This window comes from Ruegeria sp. AU67 (genome assembly GCF_900312795.1).
Lineage (GTDB): Bacteria > Pseudomonadota > Alphaproteobacteria > Rhodobacterales > Rhodobacteraceae > Ruegeria > Ruegeria atlantica.
In genome coordinates, this window is the sequence record NZ_OMPH01000005.1 from 73,389 (window position 1) to 94,268 (window position 20,880).

Genomic DNA, 20,880 nt, shown 5'->3' on the forward strand with positions numbered 1-20,880 from the left:
TATTCAGGCGAAAATTCCGGGATCTATCTGATCCACGGGTGTAATGACATCGGCTGGGATGTTAAGGCGCTCGGCCGCCTTTCTAAGACTTTCCTCGTCGGGGGCCTCATACAGGCAGTATGTTTTGCGCTTGTCTGCGCTGAGGAACGAGAAAATCCACTCGACCCCGACTTCGTCATTGATCTCTTTGATTTGAATTTTGTCGTCGTCGCTGACGTTCAGCTGCTCGGCAAAAATTTCTCTCAATTATGTACCTTGGCATAATGCTCCCCCAAGCATGTAAATGACTTTAAACAGCTACTCCCTCGAGCTTTGACCTAAGGAAAACCATACTCAATTGCTGTGAAATTGCCAACGCTTCCCCTTCTAGTTGAAACGCTAGTTTCAAATCATTCGTGCGGCCCCGTTGCCTTAGCGCGGATGCATACGCTGCCTTGCTGTGCGCAATCCACGGAGGACACTTCATACGCGTGTCTATTTCGATCGCCTTATGGAACATCCTCTCAGCGGCGTCCCAGTTTTTCAGCACCGCTGCCAGATTGCCCAGACGTCTTGCAGCCGCCCCGGCGCAAACTGTTGTGGCCCCAGCGGTGATCGTTAGCTCTTCGTATGGGGTCAGCATGTCATAGAGGGTCTCAGCATGTCCCAGATGCTCGACTGCGACACAAATGTCAGCGAGATAAGACAAAGTAGTTGAAAACATAGCATCAAGGGGAAGATCGAAGCCATTCTCTGCCATTTCATTCAGTATGCGTTCAGCTGGTTCCTTGTATCCCAACTCGGCGGCAATAAGGCCAAATCCTGGTTTCCAAGAAATGTCTTCCGGGCTATCCGTCATCAGCTTCTTGATCACCGGTGCAACTTCGTGCAGCCGGTTTTGTTCGCGACGGATGGTAAACATCTGAACACCGAAGACGCCCTCAACATGTTCTCCATGTGTCTGTCGACCGATTTTCACCGCTTCGTTGGCATGCATCTCCGCCTGCTCAAAATCGCCATCCATAATTGCAACCATGGCGCGTGCGTGCTTCTGCACCCAGTAGAGTTGCAGATGGTTGTCCTTTTCCGAAATCTCCGTAAGCAATTCGAGTGAATGATCCATCAAGTCGCGGTCGGCCATTTCAGCCCCGACAAAAAGACTAAGTGTTCGGTCCCGGCCCTGATCAATACTCCCTAGGTTTTCGGCCGCTCGATGCATCGCATCAAGGTTTTCACGCCAATGACGTACCTCTCTTCCTTTGCGCGCGACGAACGGCGCCCCAAAATGCATCATCATCACCGAGAATTGGGATTTATAGTCCCCCAGTTTCGCGGCCAGTTCCATTGATTGCTGACCAAAGCGTGCGCCTTCAGAAAACTGACCGACAAACATATGTGCCCGTGCAAGTTGGCTCATCAATCTGCACTGCCGAAATTCGTCATCGTCGGGAAGGTCGTTCAGAGCTCTAACACAAAGCTCGATGGCCTCGCCGTGTCTCTTACTCGACATCATACACGAGTCCGCAAAATGGTTCGCAGCATCAGCGGCGAGCGCCACATCGTGTATTCCACGGGCGGCGTCCGAGGCCTCTTTCAAAGCCGCTATCCCCTCTGGCAACTGACCCAGGCTGTCATGGCTGCGACCAATCAGGATTTTGGCTTTGATCGTTTCGACACCGTTATCAGAACCAAGATTTTCGGCCGCTTTGAATGTTTCCCTAGCGTTGACCATCGCCTCTTGGCTGGCGGATCGCGCCAATGCCATTTCAGTCGCCGTCTGCCATTTTTCGAACGCAGCATGCCATTCTTCGGCCTCTGAAAGATGGCGGGCAACCAACTCGGGCCGACGTTCAATCTCTGCTGACCGCAACTGCATCAAAGCACGGGCTACGTTTGCGTGTTGTTGCCTGCGGGTTGAGCCCAACATGGATTGATAGGCGGTATCCCGAATAAGGGCATGACGGAAAACGAAATACCCTCGATTGTGCCCGCTTTCAAAGATCAAACCCGTTCGAGACAGCTCTTCTATACGAGATTGAATTTCCGCACTGGCAAGACCTATTGCGGAAGCCAGCAAGCTCGGCTCGAACTCCCGTCCAATGACGGCTCCTGTTAACGCGACTTGTTTGGCCTCTGGTGAGACTGCGTCAAGACGTGCCATCAGTGTGCCTTTCAAAGACGAAGGTATGTGGACTTGCCCGTGTTCACCCGCCTCAACAATCGCCCGGGCCAGCTCCTCGACGAACAAAGGCACGCCGTCCGTCTTCTCAATGATTGTGGCGATCAGCGCATCGTCGGGTACTTTTCCGGTAACATTACGAACTAGGTTCGAGACATGGGTCGTATCAAACCGACGCAGCTGGAGCGTATGTACGTGCGCTTCGCCGTCATCATGGGCAAGTTCCCAGCCTGGCCTGTGGGTGATCAAAATCATCAAAGGCAGATCTGCGCAAATTGCTTTGAAGCGATCCAAAAGAGCTTGGGTGGAAGGATCAATCCAATGCGCGTCCTCAACACAAAGAATAACAGGACGCGTGCTTGCGCGTACCTGAACCGTGTGGATTAACGTCTGAATCGTGAGGTCACGTTGCTCCTGCGGTGACATATCGAGAACGCTTCGGGCAAGAGCACTGTGAGGCGCAACCAGCGCGGCAAAGACGGGCAGTACCTTTTCCCATTCCAAACCCTCCCGGCTTTCCAACATTTTTTTGACAAGATCGAGAATTTGATCGTCATCAAAATCTGTCCCCACACCAGCATCCTGAGAAATCCTCTGGGCGACGGGGTGGAACGGGCTACTGGAAAGGTAAGGAGAGCAGTTCAGCCTGATAATATCAGCTTCGCTAGTCGCTACGGCATTAGCGAGAAACTCTTCCGCCAATCGCGATTTACCGATCCCAGCTTCACCGGCAAGCAGAACAACCTCTCCCTGACTGTTCAGCGCACGCAACCATGATTGTAAAAGGATACCTTTTTCGTAGTCGCGACCAATCATGACGCTGCCACTTTCGTCCCTATAAGACGCCCGAAACCGACTTTCCGCGCTGTGTTCTGATACGACAGTCAAAAGGGTCCGTGGTTCTTTGAAACCTTTCAGCTCGGTTTGTCCAAGAGACGTAAACTCAAATAGCCGATGCAAAGTTTCTTCGGTCTCCTCAGCAGATAAAACAACTGAGTTCGGTTCTGCGTGTTCCTGAAGCCGCGCTGCCAGATTGACAATTGGCCCCGTCATGGCTCCTTCTTCGTAGGTGTTTTCACCGATCGTATCGCCAACTACCACGTCGCCACTCGCGATACCTAACCTGGCCGACAAACGCTCACCGTCAGGTGTTTTAAGCTCTCTGACCCGTCTAATGGCCTCACGACCAGCCTTTACAGCGCGAACTGCATGATCTTCATAGGCTGTCGGCCAGCCAAAAAACACCAGGAGACCGTCGCCCAAATACTTCGAAATGTAGCCGCCATACCTGCTAACTGCACCTGCAACCGCATCCTGATAGCTCCGCAGCAGTTCGCGCATGTCTTCGGGATCAAACCGGTTAGTCAACTCAGTCGAGGCGACGAGATCAGCAAACAAAACTGTTAAGTGACGCCTCTCTGCGATCGCCAATGAAGCAGGCTTCCTTGCGGACAATGTCACGCCTTGCGATCCATCCGAAATGGGGACCCGGCCGACTTCGCCTGCATCCGCGTCTACGGCCTGCGGCGATTGAGACGAGTGCTTTTGGCCAGTCAATTCCTGAACCGCCGCCAGGATGATTTTTCGGTGGCCCAGACTAACCCCAAGCTCTTTAAGGTCGTCGTTTGACAGTAATGGCAGTACACGCGCGTCGATATCATGCTGTGCAAAAGCGCCTGAGTATTGACCCAGTTCGAGATCGTTCAGCCATTTGTCGATTTCAACCGCCATAACGGGATCATGCTGAGATACGGGACGCTAATCAAGAAAACGCTGTAAATACGGACTGATTTTTGGCGGCCAAACGTCTGCATTGCCTTTGACAGAAATGACACCTGCTTATCCAACTCTTTTCAGAATACAGTGGTTTATTGCAGGTAAATCTCCCTTAGCGTGCATTTGCTGCGCTGCCGCGAAAGGCAACTTTGTCCGAATAGCGGACATTGGAGCCCGATGCAGTGTACGTTAGTTATGCGGACAAAGCTGCCGCTAGCTACAACAAATTCCGATGACCGCTTTCGTCGTTCAATAAAACTACCAAGGTATGAGTGCTGTCAGACGAATTCGAACCAATCTCAGTTTGCCGGCAAATGCGTGAACTTATACGGAATAAAGCTGGCGCCACTCGTCTAGAGTGGCGGTTCGGTTGAGCTTGAAATTATCTCTGTTGTAGAGATGGCGCTCCTGGTTGAAATGGTTGTGAACTGAAGAGTGGACTGAGGCGAATTTCTGCAGACATCGCATCTATCTGAAGCGGAGCCTGGCGCGTTCTCGTCGTCGAAAGGGCAGGTGAGAATTCTCCGCTCTATTGTTGTGCCAGCGACCGGTTTCCTGCTTTGGCGCGTTGCCAATGACCTTCATCGGGTGCTGTCAGACGAATTCTAACCAGTCTCAGTTTGCAGCGGAAACCGCGAACCTATCCGGAACAAAGTTGACGCCACTCGCTAAGAGCGGCGGTGCGTGTCAGCTTGAAGGTGTCCCGGCTGGTGAGCGATCTTTCCTGGTTGAAGTGGTTGTAGTCCGAGGAATGGACGGAGGCGAATTTCTGCAAAACTTCGCATGCGCCTGAAACGGTGCTGTCAGACGAATTCGAACCAGTCTCAGTTTGCCGTGGAAACCGCGCACCTATCCGGAACAAAGTTGACGCCACTCGCTAAGTGCGGCGGCGCGTGTCAGCTTGAAGATGTCTCGGCTGGCTAGCGATCTTTCCTGGTTGAAGTGGTTGTAGACGGAGGAGTGGACGGCGGCGAATTTCTGTAAACTGCGCATGCGCCTGAAACGCTGCATCGCACGTTCTCTTCGTCGGAACGGCAAATGCGAATTCTCGACGCGGTTGTTGAGCCAACGGCCCGTTTTCTGTTTTTCGAGTGCACCCATTTCTCTGAGCGCAGCCTTGTAGGAAGCGAAGCGATCTGTGACGATCTCTTCGGCGCAACCGTGCCGCTTCACCAATTTCCTGAGGAATTTCAGTGCTGCAACCTTGTTTCGGCGTTTGGTGACAACGGCTTCCAGCACCTCGCCTTCATGATCAACAGCCCGCCAAAGATAGTGCCGCTTGCCATTCACCTTCACGAAAACCTCGTCCACGTGCCACTTCCATTTGGAGAATGCGCGCTGCTGCTGAACACGCTTCCGCCTGATCTCAGCAGCAAACATCGGGCCAAACCGGTTCCACCAATATCGGACAGTTTCGTGGCTCACGTCGATGCCTCGCTCGTGCAGCAGATCTTCGACATTCCGAAGCGAGAGCGGGAAACGGATGTACAGCATCACTGCAAGGCGGATGATCTCGGGACTGGTTTTGAAGTACTTGAATGGCGATTGTTTAATCATGCGCGAAGGCTACGAGAGCCCCCTGCCCGCCTCAACCCAAGTTCTTCTGACAGGACCCTCGAAGGGAGTCATTACACTCCGGCGAAGAGTATTTGTTTTTTGCGATCTGCATCCCTTTTACACAAAACGAAATCGTTCTCATGCAAAAAGCCCTGAGGGGAGGACGCAACCAAGAAATGCCCAAAATCATCTCGCCCTGCGACTAGCGCAACCAAAGTTTTCACTCTGTTTTGCTGTTTCATTGAGGGCTTTATGAAACGCAAAGCCGCACCAATGCGTCTATCGTCTGTGTTATTGGGCCCTGATGCGTGAAAGAGATGCCCGTGATGCATGGATGCCTGCCCTGCACGCAATTCGGCAGCAACTGCATCTTTTTCGTTTACATCGGCTGCGATTTCTTGCCCACGTGACAAAAGATTGTTTTCGCTGAAGGTGTCCACGTGAGGCACGATACGGCTTTTATGGCTGCCAGGAACAAACCTCATACACCCGCTTTGCTCAGTCGCTTCCGAAATCGCAACCCAACAGGTTACCTCTTCAGCATCATCCAAACCCCAATAGGTCAAGTCTTGATGCCACGAGACTATCTTCGATGATCGCGCTTCTTTTACGAAAAGTGCACCGCTCCAAACCATGAGGTCCGGCCCCAACAGTGTTGAAGCAGCCTCAATCAGCTTCGGATGGCGAAGAAGTACATCGAATGATGGTATCAGCCTGTCCGGATAAGAATATAGAAGCTTGAGTTTCTCTGGGTCGTCTCTGAGAATGCGCTCTGCTTTCTCAAAATCATCGCGCAGCGTTTGGACCTCCGAAGCTGTCAGGATATCCATTGGAGCTACGAAACCGTCTGTTTCATAAGTTTTTGCGATATCAAGCACTTGTCTATCCATTGTCATTTTCCGGAAACGTCAACTGCACCTTCATTGATTGGCTTCGATCAGACGCGACCTCAAAGGCAGTGACAGCCTCGCCAACTTCGAAGGAGTGCGTTACCAACTGGTCGACGTTTATTAGTCCGCTTCGCATCATCTCGACCGCGACTGAGAACTCGGAATGGAAACGGAAGGACCCGCGAAGCACTATCTCTTTTGCAGTCAACGCCTGCATCGGCACAGTCATATCTCCGCCCAGACCAAGCTGAACCAATGTTCCACCCGGTCGCAAGCATGCGACGCCAAAAGCCAGAGCCGATTGAGCGCCAGAACACTCCAGTTGGACATCAACCTGGCCCTTGTCGTTTTCAAACTGCTCCAGTTTTTGCGGATCGGCGTAGGTGTTGATGACATCGTCTGCCCCGCATTCACGCGCCAAAGCGAGGGTCTGGTCCGAGATATCCGTTGCCACTATTCTGGCCGCCCCTAAACGACGTACCGCCAAGATCGTGAGGCAGCCAATCGGACCGCATCCCGTTATCAGTACCGTTTTTCCTAAGAGGCTCCCAGCTTGTTTAATCGCGTGCAAACAGACAGCCAGAGGTTCGGCCATAGCAGCCTGCGCAGGACTCAACCCATCTGCCGGAACACATTGGCTGGCCTTCGCCACGAGTTTGCTTTGAAAAGCGCCGTGGATATGCGGGAACGGCATCGCGCTGCCATAGAACTTCATATCAAGACAGTGGTTTTGCTGCCCGTTCAGACAATAAATGCAGGCTTGGCAAGGGCGGGATGGAGAAACTGCAACCAGTTGGCCTAAGTGCATCCCCTGCACACTTGACCCAACTTTCACGATTTCCCCGGCGACTTCGTGTCCAAGCACCATCGGTTGACGCAACTTTATCGCACCGAAACCACCGTGGTTGTAGTAATGCAGGTCAGAGCCGCAAATCCCACCCGCGCGCATGGCAATCAAGACTTCGTCTGGCCCCACATCGTGTACGTCTCGGTTTTCCAACCTCAGATCTTTTGCGGCATGGATAACTACAGCAACACTGGTCGAAGACATTGCACAGACTCCCTATACAGATTGCCAAAAGATACGGATAGTCGGCGCTGACAACCAAGGGGTTTTTGCATGACGCTTGAAATGTTCAACCTAGAGGGAACCCGAGCACTAGTAACAGGCTCTAGCCAAGGCATTGGATTTGCGTTGGCTCGTGGCTTGGCTGCTGCCGGTGCGCAGGTCGTTTTGAACGGGCGCGACACCGCGAAACTAGCGGCAGCCGCATCCGAGTTGAGCGAAACAGGCGCCTCGGTACGCAAACTTTCGTTCGATGCAACCGATCATGAAGGTGTCCGATCTGCTGTGGACAACTTTGAAGACAATGTCGGCCCCATAGACATCCTGATAAACAACGCCGGAATGCAACACAGGACGGAGTTACAGGATTTCCCCGCTGACGCCTTCGAGCGCTTGCTACAGACTAATGTAGCGTCCGTCTTTCACGTCGGTCAGGCTGTGGCACGGCACATGATTGAAAGAAAGTCAGGTAAGATCATTAACATTGCGTCGGTTCAATCCGCATTGGCAAGACCGGGTATTGCGCCTTACACGGCAACAAAAGGTGCCGTGACCAACCTTACAAAAGGAATGGCGACTGATTGGGCTAAGTATGGTCTAAACTGCAATGCCATTGCGCCTGGATATTTCGATACACCTTTGAACGCCGCATTGGTTGCTGACCCTGAGTTCAGTGCATGGCTCGAGAAACGTACCCCGGCCGGTCGCTGGGGCAATGTAGAAGAACTTGTCGGTGCCGCCATTTTCCTTGCCTCCCCTGCATCCAGTTTCGTCAATGGACATACTCTCTACGTTGATGGCGGAATAACGGCGTCACTTTGATTTGTGTCTTTCAACCGTCTGCTAGGTACGACTGACGCAGGCTTCGTTTAAAGCGTCGACGCCAAAGCAATCACCACAACAACCATCAATGAAGCCGCCATCGCAAAGTTGATCCTTTGATGTGAACTCTCACTTAAATCAAGGCTGCCCAGCTTTGCGCCAGCACCCAGCCAGATCATGTGCACTGGCACCCAAATCATATTGAATACTAAGATTTTTATGACGACCTCCCAAACGGGCGCATCGGGCAAAAAGGCAAACCCAGAAAACAATGCAGTGCCGACCACGTAAGCCTTGGGATTAATGAACTGAAGTGTCAGCCCGTTCGCAAAACCAAGTGGCGAGACCGCGGGGGAAAACCCGACCTTTGAGCCAGCGCTTGCAATACGCCAGGCGAGAAATCCCAAATACCCGACGGAGGCAAATAGCAGCAAAGTTCTAAGTACTGGTATAGCCAAAGCTACTGCAGCGACTCCAGAGACAACCAACATCATGTTGATGAACCCGCCCAGCATCAAACCGGCCACAAAAGCAAGCCCAGCTCGAAAACCAAATGCTGATCCAATGCCCGCAGTTGTCAAAACACCTGGGCCAGGCGTAATCAACAGAAAGAAAACCGCAACGGCAAACTCAAACACTGTTCAGATTGGCCTTCTATAGATCTCTGCATTCCGGCACAGCTGTGATCACCGATCCGTCCTTAAGGTGTTGCAGGAGATTGTCGACAGTTAGGTCACCCATAGCTGAACGCGTCTCAATAGTAGCGCTGCCAGCGTGAGGGAGCAGAACGACATTGGACAACTCGCGCAATGCTTTTGGAACGCACGGTTCGTTCTCAAAAACATCAAGCCCTGCCCACCCGAGCTCACCGTTTTGCAATGCATTGATTAGGGCAGTTTCGTCGACAACCGAACCTCGACTAACGTTTATTAGAGTGCCGCCTGCCCCCAACGCGCGCAACACCTCAGCGTTGACCAGTCTATTGGTCGACGGGCCGCCAGGCGTGATGCATATGAGGACGTCCACATGTTCTGCCATTTCAACCAAACTGTCGAAATATCGGTACGGGACATCCTTTTGATTGCGGGTGTGATAAGAGATTTCGGGGCCCCACGGCTCCAACTTATCAACGATCGCCTGACCAATGCGACCAAGACCAAGAATGCCTATTCTTTGATTGTCCGCTGATCGCGTCAAAGGGGCATTACCTTCAACTTCCCACCGTCCGGACCGAACATAATCGTCGTCACGTATGAGCTCTCGATAACATGACAGCAACAGCAGAACGGCGGTGGTTGCGACTTCTTTGTTCAAAACATTGGGTGTGTGCGTCACAACAATCCCGCGCTCAGCCGCGGCATTTGCGTCGACGGCGTCGTAACCGACTCCATAGACGCTGATCATCTTTAGACTGCTGAGTGATGTCATCAGGTCATGCGGAACGCCATCATGCCCATTTGTAACGATATGTGTTATACGCTCCGCGCTGAAATCGTCCAATTGATGAATATTGAACACTGTGGACAGGAGTTCTCGCATCCGTTCAGTGATCCCTCCGATTTGCAACAAGTCAGCCATCTTGGCCGACCTCTTGCCGCTGAACGCCAAGTCCATCGATGCGAAGCTCCATGACGTCGCCTTTTTTTAGGTAAACTGGTTCCGGTTTGATCCCCATTCCAACACCGGGCGGTGTTCCAGTTGAAATGACGTCACCGGGATGCAATGTGAAAAGTTGGCTTAGATGTTCAATGATCTCAGCAACGGAAAAGATCATCGTAGCAGTATTCCCGGTTTGCATGCGCTGACCGTTTACATCCAGTGACATACCAAGACTTTGAGGATCCGGCACCTCATCCCGGGTCACTAGCCACGGGCCAGTAGGGCCAAATGTGTCGCAAGACTTGCCTTTGGTCCATTGACCGGTCAGTTGAGTTTGAAAATGCCTTTCCGACACGTCGTTTACGACGCAATAGCCAGCAACGTATTCGAGCGCGTCGGCCTTGGAAACGTATTTGGCTGTTTTGCCGATGACGACGCCCAGTTCGCATTCCCAGTCGGTGTGTGTAGATCCCCGCGGCATGACAACCTCGTCATATGCCCCAATGACCGCTGAGTTAGCCTTAAAAAAGAGTATCGGATGCTCGGGAATATCTGCGCCGGTTTCTGCAGCATGGTCCGAGTAGTTCAAACCGATGCAAAGAAATTTACCGATGTCACCGACACACGGTGCGATACGAGGGGCACCCTCTACAATTGGCAGGTTGTTTGGATCCAATGAGCGCAGGTTATCAAGCGTTCCGTCATCCAACATATCACCCGCAATATCACTGATATGAGCGGACAGATCCCGCAATTGACCCTCAGAGTCGACCAACGCAGGCTTTTCCGAGCCCTCTGCTCCGTAACGAACAAGTTTCATTTCTGTTCCTTTTAGTGATTGTCGCGTGGCATGAACCCTCGCGCGATATCGTGGTAGTTTTCTGCCCCCTTGAGCGTCATACCGCGATCCAAACGATCTACTTTTTCGCGGAAAATTTCCTGCCACGGGGATTGGTTGGGCGGCATTGAATACCCACCCTTTGCCTCCAGATCGCGGGCGCGTTCATGCAGTTCTTCAAGCGAAACCAGCATATCTGCTGTACCTTTGCCTAGATCGATACGCAGTCGGTCGCCAGTTCGCACCAAGGCCAGCCCACCGCCCTCTGCAGCTTCGGGTGAAGCATTCAGGATAGACGGGCTTCCTGATGTGCCGGATTGCCGGCCATCACCGATGCAAGGAAGGGCTTCGATGCCTTGTTTTAACAAATATGCAGGCGGACGCATGTTCACGACCTCTGCGGCACCTGGGTACCCTTTTGGTCCTGCTCCGCGCATAATCAGAATGCAGTTTGCGTTGATTTTTTCTGCGGGATCATCGATCCGATGGTGAAAATCCTCGGGCCCATCAAACACAACCGCCCGGCCCTCAAATGCATTAGGATCTTCCGGGTTCGACAGGTAGGTCTCTCGAAAGACCTGTGAGATCACAGATGTCTTCATAATCGCGCTCTCGAACAAGTTGCCCGAGAGATTGATGAACCCGGCCTGTTGCTTAACCGGGCTACTGACAGGCTTGATTACGTCGCTATTCTGAGACCGGCGCGTCGAGCAGTTATTGCCCATCGTCTTACCGTTCACCGTTTTCGCATTGGGATGCGGCAGCAATCCAGCATCAAGAAGCTCTCCGACAACGGCGGGAACACCCCCGGCCTGTTGGTAATCTTCGCCCAGATATTTACCCGCAGGCTGCATGTTAACCAACAGAGGAACTTCGTGGCCAAGTTTCTGCCAGTCATCGTTGCTCAATGGAATACCAAGATGCCGGGCGATTGCATTCAGGTGAATCGGCGCGTTCGTCGATCCGCCAATCGCCGAGTTTATGACAATCGCATTCTCAAAAGCCTGACGTGTCATCACATCGCTGGGGCGTAAATCCTCCCAGACCATGTCCACAATGCGTTTACCCGTTTCATAACTGATTTGACCGCGCTCTCGATACGGGGCTGGTATGGCTGCTGATCCCGGCAATTGCATTCCCAAGGCTTCAGCAAGCGAATTCATGGTCGTTGCTGTTCCCATCGTATTGCAATAACCCACCGAAGGTGCCGCGGCGGCCGCGATCTCCATGAACTCATCGGTGTCGATTTCATCAGCTGCAAGGTCTTCGCGCGCTTTCCAAATAACCGTTCCTGATCCGGCGCGCTCACCTTTCCACCAGCCGTTGAGCATTGGGCCGACCGACAGCGCAATCGCTGGGATGTTGACGGTCGCAGCGGCCATAAGAAGTGCGGGCGTTGTCTTGTCGCAACCAATGTTCAGAACAACGCCATCAATCGGGTACCCGAATAGACTCTCAACGAGGGACAGATAAGCCAGATTGCGGTCGAGAGAGGCCGTTGGCCGTTTACCGGTCTCTTGTATCGGGTGGACTGGTATTTCGATGCACGTTCCCCCGGCGGCGATGATTCCGTCGCGAACGCGTTTGGACAACTCGATATGATGCCGGTTGCAGGGGCTCAAATCACTCCCGGTCTGAGCAATCCCAATGATCGGCTTGCCTGATTGCAGTTCTGCGCGGGTCAACCCGTAGTTCAGGTATCTCTCTAAATACAATGCCGTCATCTCAAGGTTCTCAGAATTCATGAACCACTTGCGAGATCGCAGATCATTTTTTGATATTTTAGTCATTGGCCTGACCATCCCCCGTCAATTATGTGCGTGTGTCCCGTGGTGAATGCACTTTCATCGCTTGCCAGATAGACGACCAATGCGGCAATCTCTTCTGCCTTCGCTACACGCCCCATAGGCTGACGCGCCACAAATTGTGCAAGGGCTTCTTCTCTGCTGCCCAGTTGCTCTCCCAACGCATCTACGCGATCACGCCAACTGGGACTGTCGACTGTTCCCGGACAAATGCAATTGCACCGAATTCCTTGTGTTATGAAGTCCACGGCTACCGATTTAGTCAGCCCAACAACAGCAGCCTTTGTCGTTCCATATACACAACGATTTGGCGCACCGATTATGGAACCCAGTGCGGAAGACATATTGATTATCGAGCCTCCTCCGCGCTCTAGCATCCCAGGCAATACAGCCTTTGTCGTGCGCACCATTGAGCGCAAATTGAGGTCCATGGCGAAGTCCCATTCTTCATCGGTCGCATCCAGAATAGTTCCGTGATGCACGAACCCGGCGCAGTTGAACAAAACGTCCGGCTTCGCTCGCGCGACCCCATGATGAATACTGTCATTATTCGTCACATCCATCTCGAAAATTTTGAGATTTTCGAGATTCTGATCGCGAATCAAATTTATTTTTTCAGGGTTAATATCCGTCGCATAGACTTTCGCACCCTCTCTTGCCATCGCAATTGCGCTTGCAAGTCCGATCCCTTGCGCGGCGGCTGTGACCAGGACGTTTTTTCCCTTAAGTCTCTCTGACATATATATTTTCCGACCCTAAAAGTGGCGACTGGACAAGTGTTACTTCGTCCCACAGATCAACCGAGAAGCAGAGAAACCTTGGCGGATTTGCAACGACTTCTGGCATGTGGGCCCAGAGCCGTTAGCGTATGACAGAGATTTTGGTTTGGCCATAACCATGCGTGGCGCACCTTCGGAAGGACAGAGGATTATGAGCAAGCAGTTCAAAATAGCTCTATTGGGAACCGGCCTGATGGGCGCTCCTATGGCGAGGAATATTTTGCGCGCCGAATTTCCGCTAACCGTATGGAACCGCAGCTTGAAAAAGGCAAAACCGTTGACGGCAGAAGGCGCGACATTGGCGGAAACTGCCCCGCTGGCGGTTTCGGGTGCAGACGTAATAGTAACCATGCTGTCGGATGGATACGCAATTGGCGCGCTGCTTTCTGACGAGGCTTTCCGTGAACAACTCAAACCCGGGATGATCTGGATTGATATGTCCAGCGCCAAACCCGAACACGCCAGAGTACAATCCGCGCAATTGTCTTCGATGGGGTTGCAGCATCTGGATGCCCCGGTTTCCGGCGGCACCAAAGGTGCCGAAGCTGCCACGCTTGCGATCATGGTCGGTGGTGATCAGGACGTTATGGAGCGCGTGCGACCGGTTCTGTCAGCAATGGGCCGCCCTGTGCATGTGGGCCCAAGTGGTTCTGGTCAATTGTGCAAATTGGCTAATCAAACAATTGTCGCTGTGACAATATCGGCTGTCGCCGAAGCGACACTACTGGCTCAGCAAGGCGGTGCAGACCCCACCGCGTTGAGGGCCGCACTGAAGGGGGGCTTTGCGGACAGCATTATCTTACAACAACATGGCGAACGCATGTCTGATGAGAATTTTGTACCCGGGGGTTTGTCAAAGTTTCAATTAAAGGATTTGGACAACACGCTAGAGGAGGCACGAAGCCTGAGCGTTGAGCTACCTAGCACCCAATCTGTACGCGACCGTTTCGAATATCTGATAGACGAAATGAATGGAGCCGAACTGGATCATTCGGCTTTGTATCTGGAACTCAAAAAACGGAATGGAATGCTGTGACGCGGATCCTTGTTATAGGCGGCGGAGGAATGCTGGGCCAGAAACTGGCCCATCGCATTTCGACCCAAGAGACTTTTGGAGCAGACGCCCAACTCTTACTGTTCGATCTCTCGTTTCCGCTCGACAGTGCGCCAGGTAAGAAAATTGTTGGGAATTTGACTGCGTCAGGCATCGCCAAGTCGGTTGCAGCTCCACGCCCGGACGTCATATTCCACCTTGCAGCTATCGTTTCAGGCCAAGCTGAGAAAGACTTTGCGTTGGGCTGGGATGTCAACCTTATGGCGACGTGGGCACTGCTGAACGCACTCAAAGATGAACACGAGGCATCAGGAGGCGAGTACACACCTCGTCTGGTTTTTGCCTCATCTATAGCAGTTTTCGGGTCACCATTCCCCGAAAAGTTAAGCGATGAGTTCCTCTCGGCACCTTTAACCAGTTACGGAGCGCAGAAAGCGGCGTCTGAATTGATGATCACAGATTTCAGCAGGAAAGGATATCTCGACGGTACTTCCTTACGCTTGCCCACTTTGTGTGTGCGCCCTGGCAAAGCCAACGCTGCCGCTTCTTCCTTCTTTTCAAGTATAATCCGAGAGCCTTTGAATAGGAATGAGGCTGTTTTGCCAGTTGCCGAAACTGTTCGCCACTGGCACGCCAGCCCCCGCGCCGCTGCGACTTTTTTGACCCACGCAGCAACAATGGACACGCAACTTTTGAATGATCGACGCGCTTTGAACATGCCGGGCGTAAGTTGCACCGTCGCCGAACAAATCGAAGCGCTGCGCGATGTGGCCGGTCAAGGTGCAGTGGGCTTAATTAGGCGAGAACCCGACGAGGCAATCGAACGAATAGTCAAGAATTGGCCGCGCGACTTTCGAACAGATCGCGCTCTGGAGTTGGGGTTCAAGGCCGAATCAAGCTTCGACGAAATCATTCAGGTGTATCTAGAAGACGATTTTCGGCTTTAGTCGCCCATCGTCTTTCCAGTTAGGTGGCGTTTCAGATGATCGTGAATTTTGTCTCGTGTTAACTGCTCATCCCCTGACAATGCTGCTTCAAGTATATCGGCATGGTGTCTTATGTTTTGAGAAATGAACTCAAAGTTCCGATCTGCCACCATCAACTGCTGTCTGAATTGCGCGTAAATTCGGCTATGCATTTGTTTTAAAGTTTCCGAGCCACAGGCAGAAATAAGCGTTTGGTGAAACTCCTTCTCCGAGGCAAACCATATCTCGATAAGGCCGCTCGGGTCGTCTGTGGAGTGTATGCGTTTTTCGATATGGCTAAGCTTGTGATGCGCGGCCGTCAATCTTGCTTCCCAATCCACCCCGCCACTGCGGATCGACATTGCGGTACCTTCGGCCTCCAACAAAACACGGACGTGTGTCAATTCGATAAGCTTCTGCGGCGAACGCATTGGCACGCGGAAACCTTTTTGTTCCTGAAAGTCCACCAATCCAACAGCGGCCAAACGAAAAAGGACTTCCCGAACCGCACTCGCAGAACAGCCATACTCATTACGAAGTTCTTCAGCTCTCACCTTGGCTCCATGCTCGAATCCATTAGAGACTAGGCGCATTTTAAGATCTTGATAAATATCGACTTCTTCTTTCATCCCGGTATGCGCCTTCAATTTTTGTTCAAGTAGCGTTGTAAGCATTTTTTCGAATTTATGCAATAATCTCGAAATTTTTAGAAATTTCAAATTTTTCTTGTTGCATTCGATTCGTCGGCTTAACGTTTATCTGCGTGACAGCAGCGGAGGCGACAAGATCTCCCACTAAGCGCAATGCTCAACGTCTGGGAGGACACTATGAAAATAGTCAAGACAGCGGCCGTGGCGGCCGTAGCCACGACAATGGCAGCCGGTTTCGCGATGGCTGAAACAACGAAACTTAGAATTCAAACCCATTTTTCGCCCGAAACTCTTTCTGGTCAGATGGCTGCAAAATTCGTTGAAGACATTCAGGAGATGTCGAACGGCGAAATCGAAGTTGAAATGTTCTATTCCTCTTCGGTGGTCAAATCAGTTGAAACCTTCGATGCCGCAGCTACGGGAATTCTGGACTGCGACATGACGGGCGGCGGCTATCAGACCGGTAAAAATCCGGCCTTCCAGTTTGCGGGCGACCTGCTCGGCGGGTATCAGAACCCATATCAGCAAATGGCTTGGCTTCTTCATGGCGGCGGAAGAGAAGCTGTGAATGATCTATACAACGGCTACGACATGGAGTTCATCGGATGGTGGATCCCCGGGCCGGAGTCGCTTTCTTCGACCAAGCCGATTGCAAAAGTGGACGACTTCAAAGATTGGAAATTCCGCTCCCCTCCAGGCCTTGCGACCAAAGTGTTCGCGGAACTTGGTGCTTCTCCGATCGTTATGGACTTCAACGAAATCTTTACGGCTTTGGAAACCGGTATCATTGATGGCGCGGATGCCGCGAACCTGACTAACAATGTGGGACTGGGTCTGTACGAGATCGCAGGTCACACAAACTATCCCGGTTTTCACTCGATGCCTGCAGATCATCTAGCCTGTCGCAAAGACGTTTGGGAAGCTATGCCTGCGCACCACAAGAAGATCATGGAAGTCGCAATGGATAGCTTGGCATTGCACAATGCCACTATCAATGAAGTGCAGAACGCTCAGACTGCAAAAGACCTGCAAGCAAAAGGGGTTCAGTTGTACGAATGGTCGCCTGAAGACCTGGCAGCGTATCGCGCGGCCGTTCAGGTCGGTTGGACTGAATTCGCGACGACCCCTGAGGCACAGGCACTTTTGGAAAGCCACATCAACTTCCTGCGTGACCTGGGAGCAATGCAGTAGTCAGGCTTCGACCGAATTACGACGCACGGAGAGGCCGCACTAGCGGCCCCTCCGGATCGGCGCCGGGATCCAGAATTTCATGAAAATCAAAAGAATAATAAGTCACGTACTGCAGTACGACATGCCGGAAGTTCTGGGCTACTCGCAACAGTATTATGACAAGCGTACAACCCATCTGGTCGAGATTCAGACAGATGAAGGGGTAACCGGTTGGGGGGAGTGTTTTGGTCCCGGAAACGTAGCAATTGCCAACAAATCTATCGTAGAAAAGGTAATCCAACCATTGGTCCTTGGCATGGACCCTTTGGACAAAGACGTGATCTGGCACAAGGTGTACAACCTTCTGCGAGACCATGGCCAAAGCGGAATGCCAATACAGGCTTTGTCCGGGGTGGACATCGCACTTTGGGACATCACCGGCAAAATCTCTGGCCTCCCCCTCCATAAGCTTGTCGGCGGCGCGCATCGCACAAGCGTTCCTTGCTACGGCTACGGCATGATGCTTCGGGATGAACCGATTTCTAGTCTGGCCAGCCGTTTTGAGGAGGAAGCCGCAAAGATCAAGGAAATGGGATTTACCGCCACCAAAATGAAAACGGGCTTTGGCCCGAAGCCTGATGTGAAGCTGTGCGAAGCAGTTCGACGCGGAGTTGGTGACGACTTTCCCTATATGGTCGATGCAAACCATGCTTATACGACTTCGGACGCATTTTTTGTCGGTCGGGCGTTGGAAGAACTGGACGCATATTGGTTCGAAGAACCTGTCGCGCCAGAAGACATTGACGGGTACCGCGAATTGCGCACTTCGCTGAAAGTCAACATCTCGGGCGGGGAGGCAGTTTTCAATCGCTGGGCTTGGCGCAATCTTCTTGAAAATCGCGGCATTGATATAGCGCAGCCAGAAGTATGCGCTTTGGGCGGTGTTTCAGAGTATCTCAGGGTCCTAGCCCTATGCCACGCACATTTCACTCCGGTCGTAAATCACGTCTGGGGTAGCGCCATCGCTGTCGCAACTAATCTGCATTTACTGGCGGCCATGCCCCCAATTCCAGGCGGCTTGCATCCATGGGAGCCGATGCTGGAATTCGACACGACGGACAACAAGTTTCGGGACGATCTGCTGACCGTACCGCTGAAAATTCAAAATCAGGTCAAGGCCAACAACGGCCGTGTCATGATCCCGACTGGCCCCGGACTGGGGGTCGAGCCGAATCGAGACTTTATCGATCACTACAGGATCGAAGGATAGGGACGAGGGTTACGCGATGCACAAGAATTCAGGCGGACCATTTGAATGGCTCATACCGTTGGCCTTCGTCGCGACTGCCAGTTGGCTTGTTTGGCATCTCCCATCATTCCTATTGGATTGGCTGCCTTACACCTCTGAATCCCTCAAAAGCCAGGTAACGGAAATATATCTGCGCAGCGACGTCACGCCCGAATTGCCTGGCGTGTTCGGGGGGTATGTCGACATCATCGACGTAGCCGCGCTCGTCCTTCTGCCGTTTCTTGCAGTGATTGGCACCAAGACCGTGCGCCCAGCGACGATGGAGTTCCAAGGCTTGACGATTATGGATCGTTTTGCCCTATTCATAGGCCGAGTTACCATGATGATGATCGCAATCATGACTGTCGTCATGCTCTACGAAGTCTTCATGCGCTATATCCTGGAAAAGCCGACCGAGTGGGCCAACGAAATGACGCTCTGGTTCGCCAGCTTTGTGTTTTTGATGTCTGGCTACTACGCCATGCAACAACGCAGTCATATTCGAATATTCCTGCTGTACGACGCAGTTCCACGTTGGCTTCAGCGTGTTTTTGATACGGTTTCGACAATCCTGATCGTACTGTTTGCCTTCTTTCTGGTCTACGGCAGCTACAAACAGGTGTTCGTCAACAAACTCTATAAATGGGAGCTTTATGGCTCCGCCTTCAATCCTCCGATCCCGGCGACGTTGCAGCCGATGGTGCTGATCGTAATTACGCTCGTCGCAATGCAAGCAATTTTGAACTTGATCGCGGATTGGAACAAAGAACCGGAAATCCACACAGATGAACCGGACGAAGACGAAATTGAAATGATCAAACGAGCGGTGGGACAAGACTGATGGATATTGGAACAATCTCACTCATCCTGATGGTCGCCCTGATCGTGCTTCTGGCGATCGGAATGCCCTTAGGTCTGGCCTCGGCTTCGCTTGCGGTTCTGGTTCTTGTCCTGAAGTTCGAACCGACACTGCTTTTGAACCCGTTTTCATTCGGCGACGGGGTACTCACCGGTCGGCCAGGGACTGGGCCGCTCTATATCCTGGCGCAGAAGATATACGGGCTCTTAACGGACTACGTGCTCATATCAGTGCCATTGTTTATCTTCATGGCGTCGCTGCTAGAGCGGTCCGGAATCGCGCGAGACATGTATTCGTCGCTGAATGTCTGGCTGTCCAGAACACGCGGAGGCATAGCGATCGTGACCTCGATCATGGCGGTGATCATGGCGGCCATGTCCGGCATAATCGGCGGTGAGGTTGTCCTGCTGGGCCTTATCGCCCTGCCCCAGATGCTGCGCCTCGGCTACGATCAGAATCTCGCGATCGGCGTCATCTGCGCCTCGGGGTCGCTTGGCACTATGATCCCTCCCTCGATCGTTCTGATCATCTATGGGCTGATCACCGAAACCTCGATCAAGTCGCTGTTCACCGCGTCTTTCATTCCCGGCTTCATGTTGGCCTCGATGATCATCCTGTACATCATCATCCGAACGCAGTTGAATCCTCATCACGCTCCGCTGCCGGAGCCGGACCCGAACGACCCCGAACCGGCTGAAAAACGCAAACTGTTTGGGGCTTTCATGAGCATCGTCGTCGCCGGATTTTCCACCGTTCTGTTTATCCGGGCTGCGTTCTTCGAGCTTTCCGGATCAAACGCTGCCAGCCAGGGTGAACCAGCGCGGCTGGGGACAGCTGACTACCTGCCCTGGTTTGCCGGCATCACGATCGTCGCCCTTCTGCTGATCTTCTTCGTCTTTCGCAGAGAGCGCGCCAAAATAGGGTGGGAAATGGGCAAAGGCCTCGTCGCGCCGCTAGTCGTCATCGGCGTCGTTCTCGGCTCGATCTATGGCGGGATCACAGGCATCACCGAGGCAGCAGGCATGGGCGCCTTCGCCGTCCTGATCATCGCCATCCTGCGGGGCGAGGGATCGTTTGAGCTGGTTTGGGACAGCTTGATGCGGACGTTAAGATCCACAGGTACCATTATCTGGGTTACGATCGGGGCCGCCGCGCTGGCGGGTGCCTACACCATTGCTGGCGGGCCCCAATACGTGGCCGACCTGATCGTCGGCCAGGAGCTGCCGACCATGCTGGTCATTCTGGTGATGATGCTGATCTTGCTGTTCATGGGCGCATTCATGGATTGGGTCGGCATCGTTCTGTTGATCATTCCGGTCTTTCTACCGATCGTCCTGCGCCTTCCCATCGAGGAAATCGGGGTCTTTGGCCAGCTAGAGCCGAGCCATGTCGCCATCTGGTTCGGCGTGGTGTTCTGTATGAACATGCAGGTCAGCTTCCTCTCGCCACCTTTCGGCCCGGCCGCGTTCTACCTGAAGTCGGTAGCCCCGCCGCATATCAGCCTGACGGATATCTTCCGCGGCTTCCTGCCATTCATCGGGATCCAGTTGCTGGCGCTTTCCGTTCTTTTGATCTGGCCGGGCATCATCGCGCTGCTGTTGTGA

At 52.7% G+C, this 20,880-nt stretch carries 18 protein-coding genes and 1 pseudogene; 7 read left to right on the forward strand and 12 right to left on the reverse strand.

Annotation, left to right across the window (positions count from 1 at the left end; all coding sequences use genetic code 11):
* Window positions 1–3: 3 nt before the first annotated feature.
* From DK510_RS01030 to DK510_RS01060, 6 genes and pseudogenes are all read right to left on the reverse strand, one after another.
* Complete coding sequence (locus DK510_RS01030; protein WP_200833185.1) at window positions 4–246, reverse strand: DUF4242 domain-containing protein; 243 nt, start codon at window positions 244–246, stop codon at window positions 4–6.
* 43 nt (window positions 247–289) lie between these two features.
* On the reverse strand, window positions 290–3,889 hold the full coding sequence (locus DK510_RS01035; RefSeq protein WP_109310532.1) for an adenylate/guanylate cyclase domain-containing protein: 3,600 nt from the start codon (window positions 3,887–3,889) through the stop codon (window positions 290–292).
* A gap of 369 nt (window positions 3,890–4,258) precedes the next feature.
* Window positions 4,259–4,519: pseudogene (locus DK510_RS23085) on the reverse strand (DDE-type integrase/transposase/recombinase); the annotation flags it as partial.
* A 264-nt stretch (window positions 4,520–4,783) separates the two neighbouring features.
* Window positions 4,784–5,491, reverse strand: a complete 708-nt coding sequence (locus tag DK510_RS01050) for an IS6 family transposase (RefSeq protein ID WP_109310533.1) — start codon at window positions 5,489–5,491, stop codon at window positions 4,784–4,786.
* 71 nt (window positions 5,492–5,562) lie between these two features.
* The gene (locus DK510_RS01055; RefSeq protein WP_234998841.1) at window positions 5,563–6,381 is read right to left on the reverse strand and encodes a phytanoyl-CoA dioxygenase family protein; all 819 of its coding nucleotides are present in this window, start codon (window positions 6,379–6,381) and stop codon (window positions 5,563–5,565) included.
* Window positions 6,374–7,432, reverse strand: a complete 1,059-nt coding sequence (locus tag DK510_RS01060; RefSeq protein ID WP_109310535.1) for an L-idonate 5-dehydrogenase — start codon at window positions 7,430–7,432, stop codon at window positions 6,374–6,376. Before DK510_RS01060 ends, DK510_RS01055 begins: the two co-directional genes overlap by 8 nt.
* Before the next feature lie 69 nt (window positions 7,433–7,501).
* Between DK510_RS01060 and DK510_RS01065 the strand changes: the two genes are divergently transcribed.
* Window positions 7,502–8,269, forward strand: coding sequence for an SDR family oxidoreductase (locus DK510_RS01065; RefSeq protein ID WP_109310536.1), 768 nt, complete (start codon window positions 7,502–7,504; stop codon window positions 8,267–8,269).
* 47 nt (window positions 8,270–8,316) lie between these two features.
* On the opposite strand, the gene DK510_RS01070 is transcribed toward DK510_RS01065, so the two are convergent.
* The 5 genes from DK510_RS01070 to DK510_RS01090 are packed head-to-tail and all read right to left on the reverse strand — an operon-like array spanning window position 8,317 to window position 13,251.
* Entirely contained in the window at window positions 8,317–8,907 is a 591-nt protein-coding gene (locus DK510_RS01070) for a LysE family translocator (protein ID WP_109310537.1), read from the reverse strand.
* Between the two features lie 16 nt (window positions 8,908–8,923).
* On the reverse strand, window positions 8,924–9,847 hold the full coding sequence (locus DK510_RS01075) for a 2-hydroxyacid dehydrogenase (RefSeq protein ID WP_109310538.1): 924 nt from the start codon (window positions 9,845–9,847) through the stop codon (window positions 8,924–8,926).
* Window positions 9,840–10,688, reverse strand: a complete 849-nt coding sequence (locus tag DK510_RS01080; RefSeq protein WP_109310539.1) for a fumarylacetoacetate hydrolase family protein — start codon at window positions 10,686–10,688, stop codon at window positions 9,840–9,842. Before DK510_RS01080 ends, DK510_RS01075 begins: the two co-directional genes overlap by 8 nt.
* A gap of 11 nt (window positions 10,689–10,699) precedes the next feature.
* A complete protein-coding gene (locus DK510_RS01085) occupies window positions 10,700–12,496 on the reverse strand; it encodes an IlvD/Edd family dehydratase (RefSeq protein WP_109310540.1) in 1,797 nt (598 codons plus the stop codon).
* Window positions 12,493–13,251, reverse strand: coding sequence for an SDR family oxidoreductase (locus DK510_RS01090; RefSeq protein WP_109310541.1), 759 nt, complete (start codon window positions 13,249–13,251; stop codon window positions 12,493–12,495). Before DK510_RS01090 ends, DK510_RS01085 begins: the two co-directional genes overlap by 4 nt.
* 190 nt (window positions 13,252–13,441) lie before the next feature.
* On the opposite strand from DK510_RS01090, the gene DK510_RS01095 reads away from it, so the two are divergent.
* On the forward strand, window positions 13,442–14,326 hold the full coding sequence (locus tag DK510_RS01095) for an NAD(P)-dependent oxidoreductase (protein ID WP_109310542.1): 885 nt from the start codon (window positions 13,442–13,444) through the stop codon (window positions 14,324–14,326).
* 29 nt (window positions 14,327–14,355) lie between these two features.
* Window positions 14,356–15,291 carry a D-erythronate dehydrogenase gene (gene denD, locus DK510_RS01100; protein ID WP_234998842.1) on the forward strand — a complete coding sequence of 312 codons (936 nt, stop codon included), beginning with the start codon at window positions 14,356–14,358 and terminating at the stop codon, window positions 15,289–15,291.
* Here denD and DK510_RS01105 read toward each other — a convergent pair.
* Entirely contained in the window at window positions 15,288–16,028 is a 741-nt protein-coding gene (locus DK510_RS01105; protein ID WP_234998843.1) for a GntR family transcriptional regulator, read from the reverse strand. The genes denD and DK510_RS01105 overlap by 4 nt on opposite strands.
* 108 nt (window positions 16,029–16,136) lie before the next feature.
* Between DK510_RS01105 and DK510_RS01110 the strand changes: the two genes are divergently transcribed.
* The 4 genes from DK510_RS01110 to DK510_RS01125 all read left to right on the forward strand — a co-directional run bounded on the left by DK510_RS01110 (window position 16,137) and on the right by DK510_RS01125 (window position 20,880).
* Window positions 16,137–17,150 carry a TRAP transporter substrate-binding protein gene (locus tag DK510_RS01110; RefSeq protein WP_058274866.1) on the forward strand — a complete coding sequence of 338 codons (1,014 nt, stop codon included), beginning with the start codon at window positions 16,137–16,139 and terminating at the stop codon, window positions 17,148–17,150.
* Between the two features lie 79 nt (window positions 17,151–17,229).
* Window positions 17,230–18,399: a mandelate racemase/muconate lactonizing enzyme family protein gene (locus tag DK510_RS01115; protein ID WP_109310544.1), complete on the forward strand. Its 1,170-nt coding sequence runs from the start codon at window positions 17,230–17,232 to the stop codon at window positions 18,397–18,399.
* A 16-nt stretch (window positions 18,400–18,415) separates the two neighbouring features.
* On the forward strand, window positions 18,416–19,258 hold the full coding sequence (locus DK510_RS01120; RefSeq protein ID WP_200833186.1) for a TRAP transporter small permease subunit: 843 nt from the start codon (window positions 18,416–18,418) through the stop codon (window positions 19,256–19,258).
* Window positions 19,258–20,880, forward strand: coding sequence for a TRAP transporter large permease subunit (locus tag DK510_RS01125; RefSeq protein WP_109310545.1), 1,623 nt, complete (start codon window positions 19,258–19,260; stop codon window positions 20,878–20,880). The genes DK510_RS01120 and DK510_RS01125 overlap by 1 nt, the downstream gene beginning before the upstream one ends.